This window comes from Paenacidovorax caeni (assembly GCF_001298675.1).
Classification (GTDB): domain Bacteria; phylum Pseudomonadota; class Gammaproteobacteria; order Burkholderiales; family Burkholderiaceae_C; genus Paenacidovorax; species Paenacidovorax caeni.
This window is the reverse complement of sequence record NZ_CYIG01000056.1, coordinates 1-16,971: the sequence shown is the minus strand read 5'-3', so window position 1 is coordinate 16,971 and position 16,971 is coordinate 1. Positions and strand designations below refer to the sequence as shown.

Here is a 16,971-nt window from a genome sequence, read left to right as displayed (position 1 = left end):
GGCACCAATGGATGAAACCGACCACGGTTTGACGCCACGAATCGCAGATTTGAAAGTGAACAGGAAAGTCAATGAAATCAACGATCTACCAACACCACCTCCGCGCCAGTGCTAGCTTTTCGTACCGTCACTTATTGCACTGAAAACGAGGAGACCCCAACAAGTCCGGGCAGTTGGCACACCGGCTGATGTACGTCGATCTGGTGATCCTGGATGAACTGGGCTACCTGCCGTTCACGCAGTCGGGCGGTGCGATGCTGTTCCACCTGCTCTCCAAGCTCTACGAGCGAACGAGCGTGGTGATCACCACCAACCTCACCTTCTCGGAATGGAGCAGCGTCTTCGGCGACGCCAAGATGACAACCGCCTTGCTCGACCGCCTCACGCACCACTGCCACATCGTGGAGACAGGCAATGAGAGCTGGCGATTCAAGCACTCCAGTGCCGCTGGCGCGGCACCGTCCAAGCCACGTGCAAAAGCTCAGAAAGGAGATCGAAAAGCAGCAGACCCGATAGACTTATCCACAACCGAGTAGCCAGAACATCCATCAACCCAGTGGCTCAGTATTCGACGTGATCACTGGCTCAGTTGTGCTGATGAATCAACAGGCACGTATCGTTTTTCCTAACAGCGCACCCGTCCTTGATGGACGGCTCCGAAGATACATCTCAAACAGTCCACAAACCGTCTACTAAAGCCATTTGAACCAGCGAAAGACCGCTACCAACCCAACACTCATTAGTAAGCAAAGACCTACCAACACCCAGAAGCCATTGGTGGCATCTGCGAACGGCAGTCCCAGAAGATTGGCGCCAAACAGGCCAGTGACAAAGTTCAAGGGCAAGAAGATTGTGGATACCACGGCAAAAACATAAGAGCTTTGGTTCAGCTGTCGCTCCTGAATGCGGTTTGCCTGGTCACTGAGGATATCGATACGGTCACGCAAATTCTCCAGCGTTTCGAGCAACCGCAACAGCTGGTTCAGGTGCTCCTCCAGTCGGCCTCGGTGATTTGTATTCAGCGGCGGGACGACGAGGGTTGTCAACGTTTGAAGAACGGCTCGCTGGGGGCCAAGATGACGAAGAAAGCCAGAGATCGCGGTCTGGGTTTTGGCCATGCTCGGGCATGCCGCTTCCGTCTGGTGCTGAACCAGAAGGCCGCCGATCAGATACACCCCATCCTCCAGCATCTCGACCTGCTCGGAAACTTCCGCGAGGTGCTCTTCGATGAGATCGCAAAGGAAGTCACCTGGCGTTGCAGGGCCGCGCCCCTGAGAGATGTCTTCCGCAAGTTCGAGGATGGGATCCACATCCTCCTCGCGGGTCGTGATAACCCGACGCTCATCAATCCAGATTCGCATGGACACCATGTCCTCCGGATGCCCCACTCCATCAGCTCTCAGATGCATCGCTTTGAGCAGAACCATCACACCCTGCCCGTGGACGCGCAACCGCGACCGGGTATCTTCAGAGACCATCGCTGCGGCGATCAGCTTGTCCAGGCCGGTCGCGCTCGAAAGAAAACTCTCCGTCTCGCGGTTGTGGATGCACATGTGCAACCACGACGCACCACCGGTCATCTGGAGAAGATGGAGAAACCCAGGCGTACGCTCTGCTTCGATCATGGCTATCAACCCACGGTGGATTCAACCTCAAGGTTAACGGTATCTCCAACCCGTAGCACGCCACCTTCAACGATCCGTGCCGTGGCGCCCCCGTGACCACGCAGCGCGGCGTAACCGCCTTCACCGAGCTCGTCCTCCATGCGTGAACAAGGAGGACATGGCCCCGTGATTTCAATGCGGACCGATCCGCCAATTCGCCAGACAAAGCTTTCTTCCCGGAAAGGTGAATGCATTGCGGCGATGTTGATCCCCGAGATCACGAGGTTGCGCCGCAAACGCTCCGGGGCAACTGGAGCTTGCCCCGTCCAGACCCCGAGCAAGCTGAGGTGCTCAGCCTGGATCAGACTCAGCTCGCGATGGCGTTGCGCATCCGACTGCCGAAGCCGCAGGGAGCGGTGATCGCCAATCAGCCCGAGACCCGGTTCGGCCCTGGCTTCATGCACGGACACCGCGTCCTTGAGGCGATCCGGGCGCAGAACGATGGCATCAAGTCGACCTGTGCCATGAAAGCGCCGGACCAGGTCGCGCAGCGTGCTGCCCATCGTTCAGACTCGAATGAGGTGCATCACAAGACTTCCTCGATGTGCAGTTCGCGTTGCCGGAAGCTGACAACATCACCGGCTCGGGCATCTGCGATCGCTGCGTAGATGGGCGCCTGGGTGGAAATTCCCATGTAGGTGTTGCCGTCGCACTGGAAGGCATCGCTAGCAACCGCAATCACGAACCAACGCCCGTCGATGCGAACCACGGCGCCTGTCTCCACCGAATCCCGGGGACCGAAATCGATCTGACGCAAGACTTCCAGGGCCTCCTGATGATCGTGAATGGGGCATTCGAACGCCTGCGCCAGAGCGGCATTGTTGACGGCCCGCGACGCCGCATCGCTTTCACTGGGTTCATCTCCGCGGCCCGCCGCACCGACCAGGTATTGCGCATAGGTCTGTTCAGCAAACCGCAGGCGCCCTTCGGCAAGGTCCAGCATGGTCTGGCGCAGATGGGTCTTGTTGCTCATTAGGGCTCCTTTTTCAGGTCGACGTTTGTTGCGTTGGGGTGAACGGTAGCCGGTGCCAGACGGTGATGGCGTACCAGCCTCGGGGGTCGGTCAGGGTGCAGGTGTTGTCAAACCCGCTTCGGCGTGCGAGGTGTTCGATTGAAGCCAGGGAGTATTTCTGGGATTGCTCTGTATAGATGGTCTCCCCGGCATGGAATACAAACCCTCGGTCAAGGGTTCTGCTGTGGACCACCTGGTCAACTTGGCTCACCAGAAAGCTTCTGGCCACGTGTTCCAGCGGACAGTAGCTGGCGTAGTGCCGAAATTTCGTCAGATCGAAGTCCATGCCCAACTCGCGATTCAACCGCGTCAGCAGATTCAAATTGAACGCAGCGGTCACGCCCTGTGAATCGTCGTATGCTGCGCGCAACATGGCCGGGTCCTTGACCAGATCCAGACCAAGCAGCACAAGGTCACCCGGGCGCAAATGCGAATGCACCCGCTGCAGCAGCTTGACGGCACCGTGTTCGTCGAGGTTGCCCAGATTGCTGCCCAGCAACATTGCAACCTGGCGTCGCCCTTCGGCAATCTGAGGCCAATGCTCGAAATAGTCTCCCAGCACCGGTTCGATGGCCATGCGGGGGAGGTACGTGTCAAAGCGGCGGCTCAGATCCGCTAGGGCGTGTGCGGACACATCCATAGGCCTGTAGATGCAATCCACTTCACGTTGCGCCAGTGCCTGGCACAGCGACAGCGTTTTGGCCCCGTCGCCGCTGCCCAGTTCAATCAGATCGATCGGGCTGCACCGAGGATCTATCCACCGGGAAAGCTCATCCGCGCGTGAGCGCAGCAGCTCGTGCTCAAGGCGTGTGAGGTAGTACTCGGGCAGCGCCATGATCTGCTGAAACAGGCGCGAGCCCTCATCGTCGTAGAACCAAGCGGATGAGAGCGCCTTCTGTGGTCGTGTCAACCCTTGCAGAACATGCTCTGTCAGTCTGTCCCGATCAGTCATGCCGAGTCCCGCGAGCGAACAGGACGGATGCCCGTGAACTGCCAACGCAATGGAGCGTGAAAGAAGTTCCGGTATGTCAAACGGGCGTGGCCCGGTGATGTGGCCCAGGACGCTCCGCGCAAGACCTGCTGGTTCACCATGAACTTCCCGTTGTACTCCCCTACTGCGCCCTCGCTGCGGGCAAAACCGGGATAGGGCTGATAGGCGCTCCGCGTCCATTCCCATCGACGCCCCCAGCCGAACCGGCTTGCCGCTGCTTCCCACTCGAATTCGGTGGGCAATCTCCACCCCGCCCAATCGCAGAAAGCGTGTGCCTCGTAGTAACTGACGTGCGTGACCGGTGCCTGACTGGTCAGCGGCATCACCCCCTGGAGCGTGTAATGACCCCATCCGTCAGGCTGGTTAGGGTCGGGCTGCCAGTACATCGGCGCACGGTGTTCGAGCGTTTGCACCCAGTCCCAGCCTTCCGCATGCCAGAGCGAATGGCGCTGATATCCTCCGTCGCGCATGAACTGAAGGTATTCATCATTGGTGACTAGCGCCACACGGATGTCTACCCCTTGAATGAGCGCCAAATGCGATGGCGACTCGTTGTCGAAGGCGAACCCTGGCCCCTGGTGGCCGATGCGAATCGTCTGCCCTTCGACGCTAAGCCAATCGTCCAGGGGTGGGCAGGTGCCATCATGTTCGGCCGTCACATCTTGGGGACCGATGCCCAGAGGGTCATACGCCGGATGCAATGGGTTGTGGCCCAGGATGTACTTGATGTCTGTGATCAGCAACTCCTGATGCTGTTGTTCATGCTGCATGCCCAGCTCTACCAAAGCCGCGACCGCGGGCTCCAGTGGTTCCTTCAGCAGACGGCGCATGGACTCGTCCACATGCGCGCGGTACGCCATCACCTCAGCCACCGTCGGGCGACTCAAGCTCCCTCGTTGCGGGCGTGCCAGGTGAGCGCCCTCCGATTCGTAGTAGCTGTTGAACAGGTAGCCATACAGAGGATGGAACAGCCGATAGTCCGGCTGTTGTTTCGCGAGGACAAAAGTCTCGAAGAACCACGTGGTGTGGGCCAAGTGCCACTTCGGCGGACTGACGTCGGAAACCGGTTGGGGAACATGGTCCTCGGCACTCAGAGGGGCACACAGACGTTCGCTGCGCGAACGGACAGAGACGTATCGGGTTAGGCGGATGTCTTCAGGTGTCACGGCAGATGAGAAAAAAGAGAGTCAACTTCCGAAGCGCTCGGTGCGGATGGAGGCCTCGGGCACATTCAGCCCGGTGACCATATGAACGATGGACTCGACAAAGTCATTACGCCCGCAGATGAAAACCTGCGCAGATTCGGTCGCCACATCACCCAATTGCTGCAATGCCCAAGCAACATCGGCTCCATCAATGCGGCCAACGTGGTCCTGTGCGCGCGGGGCACAGGTATCCCGCGAGAGTGCCAGTCGGCTGCGAAACCGCGGCGTAAACGCTTCCCATCGCTGCAGGGTGGGCCAGAGCAACACTTCGTCAAGATGGCGTGCGGCAACCAACAGCGTTGTATGCGCTTGGCTGTATGCACCCACGCGTTGCGCTGCCATGGACAAAAGGGGAACGACGCCAGATCCTCCCCCAATCAGCAAGGCTGGTCGTGTGTTCGACTCGTCAAGCACAAAATGACCTCCAACCGGTCCGAGGACTTCAATCGTTTCGCCGTGCTGGGCCTTGTCGTGAAACCAGGTGGATACTTCGCCATCGTCCAAACGCTCAATGCCAAGCTCATAGAGCCCGGTACGTTGAGGAGGTGAGAGGAGTGAATAGCTCCGTTGTGCCTGATAGCCGTCTTCCGCTGTCAGTCGGACATCCAAATGCTGGCCCGGCCTCGGGCGAACCCATCTGTCAGGACGCAGCACCACCCGCATGACGCGTGGAGTCAGTGCCTGCAACGCATCGATGCGTGCGGTCTGCCAGCTCAGCCGGTGTTGACCAACAGCCTCATCCATAGCGCTCTTCCTTGAAAGGGTCGCCTCGCATGTGATAGCCCCGCAGTTCCCAGAACCCGGCCTCGTCGCGCTCGTTGAACTGCAGCGCATTGACCCACTTGGCCGACTTCCAGAAGTAGAGATGCGGCACCAACAGGCGTGCCGGTCCCCCGTGCTCGGGCGCGAGCGGTCGGTCGTCGTAGTGCGTTGCGATCATTGCGCGCCCTTGTGTCAGATCGGCCAACGGCACGTTGGTGGAGTAGCCGTCCTGAGAATGCGCCAACACCCAAGGCGTGGGCGCTTCCAGTCCGGCCGCCTGCAACAAGGTGTCCAACGTCACACCGCGCCAGCGGGTGTCGAATTTCGACCAGGTGGTAACGCAATGGATATCGACCACCTGCTCGGTCTGGGGCAGGGCCTGGAATTCGCTCCAGGTCCAAACGCGAACCGGCCGCACACCGACCTTCAAGGTCAAGCGCCAATCGCCAAGCGCCAAGGCTTTTGGGGTGGGGCCCGCAGTCAGCACGGGAAAACCTTCCGTCAGGGACTGTCCTGGCGGAAGTCGACCGCCGTGGTTGTGGACATCGCGATTGCGGCCGCTGAATGAGCGGTTGATGGGCATGGTGTGGGTCCTCCGGCTCACCCAGAACTTGCGGTCAAGGGCTTGCGTCGATCAATGATGGTGGGCAGGAACTCGGTGACCGTCGGGTGAACGGGCAATGCATCCCGGACCAACTTCCAGGTGCCGCCACTGGCCATCACCAGACCGATCGCCTGAATGATCTCGTCCGACTGGATCCCGAGCATGGTCGCTCCGAGGAAATGACCACTGTCCTCATCGATGAGGAGCTTGATCTTGCCCACGGTTTCGCCTTCTTCCTTCGCGCGACTGACGTCCTTCATGGCGTGAACCGCCTGGGAAATGCGTCGCCCTTCGGTCACGAGTTTTCGCGCGTCGGCCTCATAAAGACCGACGTGGGCCAGCGGAGGATCGGTAAACATGGCATAAATGCCGACGCGCGCGGCGGCGCTGCGTTGCCCTCCGGCCAGGTTCTCCGCCACGATGTCCTGATCGTGGTAGCTGGTGTGGGTAAAGGCCCCGCGCTGATTGATGTCACCCAGCGCCCAGATGCCGGGAACCGCGGTTTCGAGCCGGTCGTTGGTGACCAGGTAGCCTCGCGCACTGACCTCCAGGCCCACCGTTTCCAGGCCCAGACAGTCGGTGTTCGGTATTCGCCCGGTGGCCACCAGCAGGTGGCTGCCATCCACGCTGCGGCCACCAGCCAACTGCACCCGCACGCCAGCGTCGTTGTCCGCCTTGCCGACCCGCTCAATGCGCACGCCGGTGTTCACTTCGATGCCTTCCGCTGTCAGCATTCCGGTCACAGCGGCTGCAATGTCCTCGTCCTCGCGGGCCGTGAGGCGGGGCCCTGTTTCCAGAATGGCAACCTCACTTCCCAGCCGCCGAAAGATCTGAGCCATCTCCAGGCTGATGTATCCACCGCCGATGATCACCAGCCTGGACGGTAATTCACGCAGCGCCAACAGCCGTTCGTTGTCCAGGAACGGCAGCTCGTCCAGCCCAGGCACCGGCGGAACAAAGGGACGTGTGCCGGTGTTCAGCACCACCTTGGGCGCCACCAGCTGATGCTCGCCGGCCAGCACCACGAACTGTTCGCCTTCACGGCCCGCCAGGCGACCGCGCGCCTTGATGATGGTGAGTCCTTCCAACTGGCCCAGCCAGGCCTGCAGGCCAGAGCGAGCCTCCTCCACCCGGCGTTGCATGCGCTCCATCGCTGCCCTGAAGTTGACCTGGACCGACCCGGTTTGCACACCGAATTCGCTGGCCCGGCGCGCCATGTGAGCCACACGAGCCGACTTGCGTAGGGTCTTGGTTGGGGTGCAGCCCCGATTGACACAGGTACCACCCAGGTCACGCTCCTCGATGAGCGCCACCTTCATACCCCGGGCAACGAGTGTCGCGCCCAGAAAGGGACCGGCCTGACCGGCTCCGATCACGATCGCGTCGAACCTCTGTTCCCCGCTCATGGCCGCACCTCGACACCGCGCCAGAACGCCACCCTGCCGGTCACCGCCTCCGCACCAGCCTTGGGCGACGGGTAGTACCACGCCGCGTCAGCGTTCACGTCTTCGCCGACCACGACGTCGTAGTAGCTGGCCCGCCCCTTCCATGGACAGGTGGTGTGCGTATCGCTTGGTTTGAAATGTTCCGGGCGCAACGCGTCGTGTGGGAAATAGGCGTTGCCTTCAACTTCCACGATGTCATCGCTCTCAGCGATGGTGGTGCCTTTCCAGATGGCTCTCATGCTCCGTCTCCTTCGTTTGTGTGTGGTTGGGATCAGTCCCGAATCAGTGTGGTGGTGATCACCGGATGGTTCTCCAGCGTTCGATGCACGGGGCAACGATCGGCGATGCGCAACAGGTCCTGTCGCTGGCTTTCACTCAACGGTCCGCTCAGCAGGAGCTGCCGCGTGACGTGGTCAACCTGTCCCGAGCGATCCCCGCACTCCTGGCAATCGGTCGCGTGCGCGCGCTCATGACGCAACCTGACCTGGACATCCTTGAGCGCATAGCCTTTTCGCTTGGCGTACTGGCGCAATGTCATGGACGTGCAGGCGCCCAGCGACATCAGCAGAAGTTCATAAGGATCGGGCCCGCGTTCGCCACCACCCACTTCCTTGGGCTCATCGGCGTCGAGGTGGTGCGGACCTGCTCGCATCGATCGCCAGAAGGCGTGATCGTGCTCCCCCACCCACACCTCGCCCGCACGAAGGTCCGACGGCGCATCGTTTCGCTCGGCTCGCATCGGCAGAAACCGCGAGGCCCAGGCGCCAATCAGGTCAGCCGCATACTGCGCATCGGCCGGGCGCGTGAGCAGATGGTCCGCATCGTCCAGGCTGATGAAACTCTTAGGATGTCTGGCCGCCTTGAACAGGTCCTGTGCCTCGCCGATGTCCACCACCGCGTCACTTGGCGCGTGCATAACCAGCAAGGCCGCGCGAAGCCCCTTGACCGGGTTCTCGTGGGCTTGGGCCTGGAGCTCTTCAATGAAGGCCGGCGCGATCCTGAACGCCCGGCCGCCCAGGTCGACCTGGATCTGCCCATCCTCTTCGGACTTGGTCGGACCGAAGTGACGAAGCACATGGTCGGCCGTCGCGGGTGCGCCCAGCGTGCAAACCGCCCGTATGCCGTCGAGGCGGGCAGCCGCCGCGATGGCCGCCGTCCCCCCCAGGCTGTGTCCGACCAACAGTGCAGGCATGCCGATCGTGCTCTGCATCCAGTGCACCGCCGCCACAATGTCCGCCACGCTGGACGAAAAGCCACCGCGCCCGAAGTCGCCTTCGCTCTCGCCCAGACCGGTGAAATCAAAGCGCAGCGTGGCGATGCCCTGCTGAGCCAGCGCCCGGCTGATGCGGGTCGCGGCGAGAGAGTTCTTTCCGCAGGTAAAGCAGTGGGCAAACACCGCCAGGGCTTGTAACGGTGCATGGTCCGGGCGTTCCAAGACACCCACCAGCAGACCCTGGCTGCTGCCAGCGAAGCCTACCTTTTCGCTGCTCATGCTTTCTCCAGTGCCAGGGCGTTGATGCAGTAGCGCAGACCGCTGGGCTTGGGTCCGTCGGGAAACACGTGACCCAGGTGGGCGTCGCAGACGTTGCACGTCGTCTCCACCCGCACCATGCCGTGGCTGTTGTCTCCGTGATAGCCCACCAGACCCGGGGCAATGGCCTGCGTGAAGCTGGGCCAGCCGCTGCGGCTGTCATATTTGGTCGACGCATCGAATAGTTCAGTGCCGCAGCACACGCACCGGTAGATCCCGGGCGAAAACAGCGTACACATCGAGGAGCTGTGCGCCCGTTCGGTGCCCTTGAGCCGCGTGATTCGGAACTGCTCGGGCGTCAGCTGTTGGGCCCACTCGGCTTCGCTGCGCTCAACTCGGCGCGGTGGCGTCGGGTTGCCCGTTTCCACCAGTTGAATCACTCCTTTCCAAGTCAACATGTCGGGCCCAGGCTCCGGTGCCGCCGGTTCGTTTTCCAGCCGCTTGAGAAAGGTGACGAGCTTGTCGGCGTCGATTCGGAAATGGTTGTAGACCACTCTGCCATCGGGATCGATCAGGATGAACCAGGGTGTGCCGCCGTTGCGGTAGCGGCGCATCAGCTCCGAACCCGCGCCGTCCTGTTCGTCACCGGCGTCGTGCCCGAAGGGAATGCCCAGCGCGTAGCGGGAGTGATTGGCCAGCATGCGCTCCCAGGTGTTCGAACCGAAGTCCTCGAACACGGTCTGGACTGCGGCGAACCCGACGAAGTCGCTCCCCCGAAACGCGTCGACCACCCGGGCAAGCGCCGGAAAGCCGGTCGCATGGCACCCCGGGCAGGCGTCCTGAAAACAGAAGATGAGCTTGAACCGGCCGGGCATGCGGTCCAGGTCGAAGTGTTCCAGCGCCTGGCCCGACGCGTCCACCCACCGGGTCACACCCAGGGGAGCGGCCGCTTCGCCAAGGACACCGGGTTCCTGTTTCGTTGTGGTCATGCGAAGTCTCCTTTCAGAAATCGTTGGGTACCCCAATCAGGTGCCGCAGAAGGTGCGGTGGGCTGCGGCCACTTCGGGCGAGGCCGGCAGCGTGAATGGCCGCGCGGACTCCACCGTCTCGTACGGCCGCCCCAGCACCGCCAGCAGGCGCTCGAACGGACCGAGGTCGGCCTCGTCCACGGCACTCGACAGCGCCGCCTCCACCTGGTGATTGCGCGGGATCACGAAGGGATTGACCGACCACGCCGTTGCGGCGCAGTCCTGCAAGGTCCTTCCCTCCCGGGCCATGCGCTGGCGCCAGCGCGCCAGCCAGTCCGAGAGCGCCGGGCGCTCCCGTCCGAACAGGTCGTGCAGTGCGGCATCCGGCCCCGTGATGGCGTCGGACAGGAGGCGGAACGCCAGCGTGAAGTCCACCTTTTCCCGCTGCAGCAGCTGCAGGAAGTCGTCCGCCAGGGCGCGGTCGTCCGGCTCTTCAGCGGCCAAGCCCAGCTTGGCGCGCAGCTGCCCGGTCCAATGCCGGTCAAAGCGCACGGCAAACCCGGCCACCACCTGTTCCACCCGTTCCACGACGTCGATATCGCGGGCGTCCAGAACCGGCAGCAACGCTTCGGCCAGACGGGCCAGGTTCCATTGCGCCATGGCCGGCTGCTGGCCGTAGGCATATCGCCCCTGACGGTCGATCGAGCTGAACACCGTGGCCGGATCGAAACCCTCCATGAACGCACACGGACCATAGTCGATGGTCTCGCCCGAAATGCTCATGTTGTCGGTGTTCATCACCCCGTGGATGAAGCCCACGCCCATCCAGCGTGCAATCAGCTGCGCCTGCCGCTCACAGACGGCCTCCAGCATCGGAATGGGCTTGTCGGAAAGCTTGGCGAGGGCGGGGTCATGCCGCGCCACGGCATAGTCGAGCAGCCGCCGAAGCATCACCTCCTCCTCCCGCGCCGCGAAGAACTCAAAAGTGCCCACCCGCAAGTGGCTGGCCGCCACGCGCACCAAGATCGCCCCGGGGGGCGAGCCCTCGCGGTTCACCCGCTCACCGGTCCGGATCACCGCCAGCGCACGCGTCGTGGGAATGCCCAACGCGTGCATGGCCTCGCCCATGAGGTACTCGCGCAGCGCCGGGCCCAGTGCCGCCTTGCCATCGCCACGGCGCGAAAACGGCGTACGGCCCGACCCCTTGAGGGCCAGGTCCCGACGCTGTCCTGCCGTGTCGATGAGTTCCCCGAGCAGCAAGGCGCGGCCATCCCCCAAGTGTGGCGAGAACTGGCCGAACTGGTGTCCCGCGTAGGCCTGCGCCAGCGGCGCCGCCTCAGCCGGCATTTCCACGCCGGACAGCCACGCCAGACCGGTCGCAGACTTCAGCGTCGCCGGCTCCAGCCCCAGCTCCAGCGCCAGGGCGTCGTTGAACTGCACCCAGGCCGGGGCCGGGGACGGCTCGGGCTTCCAAGGCACATAGAACCCCTGCATGTCCCGGAAGAAGCTGTTGTCAAACGGCAGCCGAAACGCCGGGCCCGTCCCCGGCGTCTTCGGCTCCGACACGGCCTTTGGTGTGGACGCACGCATGACTTCAGGCCGCCTTGAGACCATCGTTCGAAGCGCCGAACGCCCCGATCAGCTGCCGCTCGTCGAGCTCGAAGTCGCTGTAGAGCACCTCGTCCAGCGGATCGATCACCAAAAACCACGGCGTGCCGCGCGTCCCGTAGTCCGCCATGAGCGACGACGCGCGTCCGATCGCAGGGTCGTGTCCGAACGGAATGTTCAAGCCGTAGCGCAACTGCGTCTCGCGCAGGCGCTCGAAGGTGTTGGACTCGGCGCCCTCGAACACGGTCTGCACCGCGGCAAACGCGAAGCCGCGATCGCCCAACGCCTTGATCAGCTTCTGCAGGGTCGGAAAGCCATGGCTGTGGCAGCCCGGACACCAGTGCTGGAAGCAGAAGATCACTTTGAACCCGTCGCCCAGATCGGACAGCTTCAGCGGTGCCATGCTGCGCCCTTCGCCGTCGATCCACCACGGCACCCGCAGCTCGGGCGCCTGTTGAATGCACCGGGATTGCATCACCATCTCCTCAGGAAAAAAACAGACACACCGGGTCGGCCCGCCCACTGGCGCGCCGACCCCCACCGTTCTTGAGCGTTGGCCGTCAGCCGATCTCGCGTCGCGGCAGCTTCCAGCCCGCACGGGGGTAGTGGCAGGTGTAGCCGTTGGGGTGCTTGACCAGGTAGTCCTGATGCTCGGGCTCGGCCTCCCAGAACGGCCCCGCGGGCGCGAGCTCGGTGACCACCTTGCCCGGCCACAAACCCGAGGCATTCACATCGGCAATGGTCTGCTGCGCCGTGGCCAGCTGCTCGTCCGAGGTGTAGAAAATGGCCGACCGGTAGGAACTGCCGCGGTCATTGCCCTGGCGCCCCGGGGTGCTCGGATCGTGGATCTGGAAGAAGAACTCCAGCAGGTCGCGAAAGCTCGTCTGCGTGGGGTCGAACTCCACCTCCAACGCCTCGGCGTGGGTGCCGTGGTTGCGGTAGGTGGCGTTGGGCACATCGCCGCCGCTGTAGCCCACACGGGTGCGCAACACGCCAGGCAGCTTGCGCACCAGGTCCTGCATGCCCCAGAAACAACCGCCGGCCAGGACTGCTTTTTCGCTCGGGTTCATCGTGATCTCCTTCAAAGTTCTGCCTCAAGGCATTGAACCTGAAGTCGGGTCCGTTCGGCACAGCACAACGGCATTCGGCGTCCGCATCACGCCACCGATCGTCCAGAACCAGGGCGCGATGGACCTACGGCTGACTCAGATGCTCCATCTGCCAAGCGCTGGGCGATTGCCCCGAGGCCCGTTGAAACGCTCGCGCGAATGCGGTGGCATTACCGTAGCCCACCTGAGAGGCCACCGCCTTCACTGCCTGCCCTTGCGCGAGTAGGTTGCGGGCAACCGCCATGCGCCAGTGGGTCAAGTAGGTCAACGGCGGTATGCCCACCACCTGGACAAAGCGCAGGGCAAAGGCAGACCGGGACAGGTGCGCCAGCTCCGCCATGCTGTCAAGCGTCCAGTCGTGCTCTGGCGATTCGTGCAGCATGGACAGCACCACACCCAGACGGCTGTCGACCATGGCCTCCAGCACACCGCCGGACAGCAGTTGCCGATCAATCAGGTGACGCACAAGCACCACGAAGGTGTATTGCAGCAGGCGGTCGATCGCTGCCCGATAACCAAAAGCACGTGCCTCGGCCTCCTCGAACAGCAGCTCTACCGGTCGCTGCAGCGATGACGTGGCGGTCAAGTCAATCACCGTGACGTCCGGCAAGATCATGTCCAGCGGCGGCGCCAATTCACTGAGGGTGGCGCACATCAGGTCCACCCCCTGCGGCCCTGAGCCCTGAACCCAGTGCTCCAACGCGCGGGGAAGCAACAGCACGCTGGGCGCCCGCACGTTCAGCGGCGCAAAGCCCTTGCGCGTCAGTTGCAGCTCGCCGCGACTCAGCAGGTGCATCGTCCCCTGCTTGAGGCCGTCAGCCTCGGATCCCTGCGTCAGGGTACAGAGATTTCCCGAGAAAAACATGCGCGCCGTGGGGGTGAACCGTAACAGCTGGTTCAGCAGAGAGGCGTTCGGCAAGGGAGTGCTTTGGTTCAAGCGCGTGACACCTGTTGTGGGTTAGACCTTGATTATCTTGGAGCTTCCGCCTCTCCTTAGAATGACTGCATGCCCCCCCCGTCCCTTTCGTCCAGCATCTCTCGACACCACCAAGCTCCCGCAGAAATTGAGGGCCAGGCGCTCAGGACGTCAAACTTCCTGCGCCAGGTCATTGAAAAAGACCTCGCCACCGGCACCTACGCCCAGCGCCAATGGGGCGGCGGCCCGGGTGATGCCGCCTTCCACGACGCCGGCCAGCCCGACCCGGCCAAGATCCGCACCCGCTTCCCGCCCGAACCCAACGGCTACCTGCACGTGGGCCACGCCAAGAGCATCTGCCTGAACTTCGGCCTGGCGCGCGACTACGGCGGCGTCTGCCACATGCGCTTTGACGACACCAACCCCGAGAAGGAAGAAAAGGAGTACGTGGACTCCATCCTCGACGCGGTGCAGTGGCTGGGTTTCAACTGGGAATCCAACTTCAACGGCAAGCAGGAAAGCCACCTGTACTACGCGTCGAACTACTTCGACTTCATGTACCGCGCGGCCGAATACCTTATCACCGCCGGCCACGCCTATGTGGACGAGCAGACAGCCGAAGACATGCGCATCAACCGCGGCGACTTCGGCAAGCCCGGCGTGGACAGCCCCTTCCGCAGCCGCAGCCCGGAAGAGAACCTGGCCCGCTTCCGCGAGATGCGCGACGGCAAACTGGCCGACGGCGCCGCCGTGCTGCGCGCCAAGATCGACATGGCCTCGCCCAACATCAACCTGCGCGACCCGGCCATCTACCGCATCCGCCGCGCCACGCACCACAACACGGGCGACGCCTGGTGCATCTACCCCATGTACACCTTCGCGCACCCCATCGAGGACGCGCTGGAGCAGATCACCCACAGCATCGCCACGCTGGAATTTGAAGACCAGCGCCCGTTCTACGACTGGTTGCTGGAGCGTTTGTGCGAAGGCGGCCTGCTCAAGGCCCCACCGCCGCGGCAGTACGAATTTGCGCGCCTGAACCTGACCTACGTGATCACCAGCAAGCGCAAGCTGGCGCAGCTGGTGAACGAGAAGAAAGTCAGCGGCTGGGACGACCCGCGCATGCCCACCATCGTCGGCCTGCGCCGCCGCGGCTACACGCCCGAGGCCATCCAGCTGTTTGCCGAACGCATCGGCGTGACCAAGAGCGACTCCTGGATCGACTACAGCACGCTCGACGGCTGCCTGCGCGAAGACCTGGAAAACAAGGCCCACCGCGGCATGGCCGTGCTTGACCCCGTCAAGCTGGTGCTCACCAACTGGGCCGAAGTGTTCGGCTCTGACGGCTACACCGAAGACTGCACCCAGCCCGCCCTGCCCCACAGCACCATTGCCGAAGGCCAGACGCCGCCGCCTGACCGCGTCTTCAAGATCGGCAAGGACGTGTGGATCGAACGCGAAGACTTTGAAGAAGTGCCGCCCAAGGGCTACAAGCGCCTGTTCCCAGGCAACGTGGTGCGCCTCAAAGGCGGCTACGTCATCGAATGCACGGGTTGCGCCAAAGACGCCGAAGGCAAAGTGACCGAAGTGCACGCCAAGGTCATCCCCGGCACCAAGAGCGGCACCCCCGGCGCCGACAGCGTCAAGGCCAAAGCCGCCATCACCTGGGTGGGCAACGCCGACGGGGTGAGCGCCGAAGTGCGCCTGTACGACCGCCTGTTCACCGACCCGCAACCCGACGCGGGCGGCAAGAACTTCCTGGACGCGCTGAACCCCGACAGCCTGAAGGTGGTGACGGCGGTTGTGGAGCCTTCACTGGCTGCAGCGAAGCCAGACCAGAAATTCCAGTTTGAGCGCCACGGCTACTTCGTGGCCGACCGTGCGGACCACGGGGTGGGCGGGAAAGTGGTGTTCAACCGGGTGACGGGGTTGAAGGATCGTTGGAATTGATCGCTATTCCCACTCTGTGCTTGCTTAATGCCTCGTACAAATCGTCTTTGTTGAAGACATCGCCTTGCACCACTTCACTCTCAGAATCTGGGGGTAGCTATCTACTCCGTTTTGGCGAGTAGGTGAACAGATCCGGAACAACGCGCGGTTGACACGGCCACATAGGAGTTGCGGAGCGTTTGCCCGGTAAACCTGTCTTGAATCGTCCCGAGGAGATTCGAACGCGCTGCCTAAAGCAACCACGCAAGCAACGTGAGCCGTTTTTCGACACCGACGAATCTGTGCATGCGCTGGTTATGGTCGAAAAGTGAGGCGCTCTACCAAATCGCAAAAACGGCAGGAAGTACATGGGTGTGTGGCATACCTCCCCCGACAACAGGGCGCACGCTTTACGACAAGTTGATGCGGTGTCTGGGCGAGATTGCCCATACGCACGATACCGACTGAAGTACCCGCCACCAACTTCGGCGACTAGGATGGCCATAATGAGCCAAATCCAACGGGGTCTACGGTTCCAGCAATTGCACACTGCCGAGGCCATCTTTCTGATGCCCAACGCTTGGGACGTTGGTAGTGCGCTGATGCTCGCGTCCTGCGGCTTTCCCGCTATCGCCACTACGAGTGCAGGCGTGGCTTTCTCGCTGGGATTCCCTGATCAAGAAGCTGCTGTGAGCAGGGAGACCATGCTGGATCGCGTGGGGTCCATTGCTGCGGCAAGTCCACTTCCTGTCTCCGCCGATCTCCAGTCGGGCTACGGTGCGAGCCCTGAAGAGGTTGGAGAAACCATCGCGGCTGCGATTCGTGCTGGTGTGGTGGGCGCGAACATCGAGGACTACAGCGGCAATCCTGCGCAAGCCCTGTTCGACAGAGAGCACGCTGTCGCGCGCGTTCGGGCAGCAAGACGCGCCGCGGACGCGTCGGGAGTTCCTTTTGTTCTGACGGCCCGATCCGATGTCTACCTGACTGGTGCGAGCAATGTTTTTGCAGAGGCCGTCGAGCGATGCAATGCGTACCGAGAGGCGGGTGCGGATTGCCTCTTTGTGCCGGGGGCTTCCGACCCCAAGACCATCGAAGCGCTCGTCCGGGAGATCAATGCCCCCCTCACCGTGGTCATGGGCCTGACAGGTTCACCTCTCACCGTGCCCCAACTCGGATCTTTGGGGTCTCCTCGTTTTCAGTGCAATAAGTGACGGTACGCAAAGCTAGCACTGGCGCGGGGGTGGTCTGGGTAGACCGTTGATTTCATTGACTTTCCTGTTCGCTTTG

At 62.5% G+C, this 16,971-nt stretch carries 17 protein-coding genes and 1 pseudogene; 3 read left to right on the top strand and 15 right to left on the bottom strand.

All coding sequences use genetic code 11. From position 1 onward, the window contains the following. Nucleotides 1–161 precede the first annotated feature (161 nt). Nucleotides 162–536, top strand: a pseudogene (locus BN2503_RS16905) (ATP-binding protein); the annotation flags it as partial. A gap of 156 nt (nucleotides 537–692) precedes the next feature. On the opposite strand, the gene BN2503_RS16900 reads toward BN2503_RS16905, so the two are convergent. From BN2503_RS16900 to BN2503_RS16830, 15 genes are all read right to left on the bottom strand, one after another. Further along, entirely contained in the window at nucleotides 693–1,625 is a 933-nt protein-coding gene (locus tag BN2503_RS16900) for a CorA family divalent cation transporter (RefSeq protein WP_054257787.1), read from the bottom strand. A gap of 5 nt (nucleotides 1,626–1,630) precedes the next feature. Next, nucleotides 1,631–2,167, bottom strand: a complete 537-nt coding sequence (locus tag BN2503_RS16895) for an MOSC domain-containing protein (RefSeq protein ID WP_054257786.1) — start codon at nucleotides 2,165–2,167, stop codon at nucleotides 1,631–1,633. Between the two features lie 23 nt (nucleotides 2,168–2,190). After that, the gene (locus BN2503_RS16890; protein WP_008647292.1) at nucleotides 2,191–2,637 is read right to left on the bottom strand and encodes a hypothetical protein; all 447 of its coding nucleotides are present in this window, start codon (nucleotides 2,635–2,637) and stop codon (nucleotides 2,191–2,193) included. A 13-nt stretch (nucleotides 2,638–2,650) separates the two neighbouring features. Beyond that, nucleotides 2,651–3,628, bottom strand: a complete 978-nt coding sequence (gene egtD, locus BN2503_RS16885) for an L-histidine N(alpha)-methyltransferase (protein ID WP_034053995.1) — start codon at nucleotides 3,626–3,628, stop codon at nucleotides 2,651–2,653. After that, a complete protein-coding gene (gene egtB, locus BN2503_RS16880) occupies nucleotides 3,625–4,833 on the bottom strand; it encodes an ergothioneine biosynthesis protein EgtB (protein ID WP_199445272.1) in 1,209 nt (402 codons plus the stop codon). The genes egtD and egtB overlap by 4 nt, the downstream gene beginning before the upstream one ends. 21 nt (nucleotides 4,834–4,854) lie before the next feature. Next, nucleotides 4,855–5,616: an FAD-binding oxidoreductase gene (locus tag BN2503_RS19660; protein ID WP_074930425.1), complete on the bottom strand. Its 762-nt coding sequence runs from the start codon at nucleotides 5,614–5,616 to the stop codon at nucleotides 4,855–4,857. Further along, a complete protein-coding gene (locus BN2503_RS16870; RefSeq protein WP_008647302.1) occupies nucleotides 5,609–6,217 on the bottom strand; it encodes a sulfite oxidase-like oxidoreductase in 609 nt (202 codons plus the stop codon). The genes BN2503_RS19660 and BN2503_RS16870 overlap by 8 nt, the downstream gene beginning before the upstream one ends. 17 nt (nucleotides 6,218–6,234) lie before the next feature. Further along, nucleotides 6,235–7,644 carry a mercuric reductase gene (locus BN2503_RS16865; RefSeq protein ID WP_034053982.1) on the bottom strand — a complete coding sequence of 470 codons (1,410 nt, stop codon included), beginning with the start codon at nucleotides 7,642–7,644 and terminating at the stop codon, nucleotides 6,235–6,237. Next, on the bottom strand, nucleotides 7,641–8,018 hold the full coding sequence (locus tag BN2503_RS16860; RefSeq protein ID WP_487300239.1) for a DUF427 domain-containing protein: 378 nt from the start codon (nucleotides 8,016–8,018) through the stop codon (nucleotides 7,641–7,643). The genes BN2503_RS16865 and BN2503_RS16860 overlap by 4 nt, the downstream gene beginning before the upstream one ends. Then, nucleotides 7,955–9,175 (bottom strand): bifunctional alpha/beta hydrolase/OsmC family protein, encoded by a 1,221-nt coding sequence (locus BN2503_RS16855; protein ID WP_008647313.1) that lies wholly within the window; start codon nucleotides 9,173–9,175, stop codon nucleotides 7,955–7,957. The genes BN2503_RS16860 and BN2503_RS16855 overlap by 64 nt, the downstream gene beginning before the upstream one ends. Further along, nucleotides 9,172–9,612, bottom strand: coding sequence for a peptide-methionine (R)-S-oxide reductase MsrB (msrB, locus tag BN2503_RS16850; RefSeq protein ID WP_034054008.1), 441 nt, complete (start codon nucleotides 9,610–9,612; stop codon nucleotides 9,172–9,174). The genes BN2503_RS16855 and msrB overlap by 4 nt, the downstream gene beginning before the upstream one ends. Before the next feature lie 567 nt (nucleotides 9,613–10,179). Further along, nucleotides 10,180–11,712 carry a protein adenylyltransferase SelO gene (locus tag BN2503_RS16845; RefSeq protein WP_074423286.1) on the bottom strand — a complete coding sequence of 511 codons (1,533 nt, stop codon included), beginning with the start codon at nucleotides 11,710–11,712 and terminating at the stop codon, nucleotides 10,180–10,182. Nucleotides 11,713–11,716: 4 nt separating this feature from the next. Then, nucleotides 11,717–12,211, bottom strand: coding sequence for a peroxiredoxin family protein (locus BN2503_RS16840; protein ID WP_227654340.1), 495 nt, complete (start codon nucleotides 12,209–12,211; stop codon nucleotides 11,717–11,719). Nucleotides 12,212–12,290: 79 nt separating this feature from the next. After that, nucleotides 12,291–12,800 carry a peptide-methionine (S)-S-oxide reductase MsrA gene (gene msrA, locus BN2503_RS16835; RefSeq protein WP_008652077.1) on the bottom strand — a complete coding sequence of 170 codons (510 nt, stop codon included), beginning with the start codon at nucleotides 12,798–12,800 and terminating at the stop codon, nucleotides 12,291–12,293. 124 nt (nucleotides 12,801–12,924) lie between these two features. Further along, nucleotides 12,925–13,776, bottom strand: a complete 852-nt coding sequence (locus tag BN2503_RS16830; protein ID WP_052157284.1) for an AraC family transcriptional regulator — start codon at nucleotides 13,774–13,776, stop codon at nucleotides 12,925–12,927. Nucleotides 13,777–13,845: 69 nt separating this feature from the next. Between BN2503_RS16830 and BN2503_RS16825 the strand changes: the two genes are divergently transcribed. Both BN2503_RS16825 and BN2503_RS16820 read left to right on the top strand, forming a co-directional pair. Then, a complete protein-coding gene (locus BN2503_RS16825) occupies nucleotides 13,846–15,705 on the top strand; it encodes a glutamine--tRNA ligase/YqeY domain fusion protein (RefSeq protein ID WP_197970338.1) in 1,860 nt (619 codons plus the stop codon). Nucleotides 15,706–16,190: 485 nt separating this feature from the next. After that, entirely contained in the window at nucleotides 16,191–16,895 is a 705-nt protein-coding gene (locus BN2503_RS16820) for an isocitrate lyase/PEP mutase family protein (RefSeq protein ID WP_079385910.1), read from the top strand. The last annotated feature ends 76 nt before the right edge of the window (nucleotides 16,896–16,971 follow it).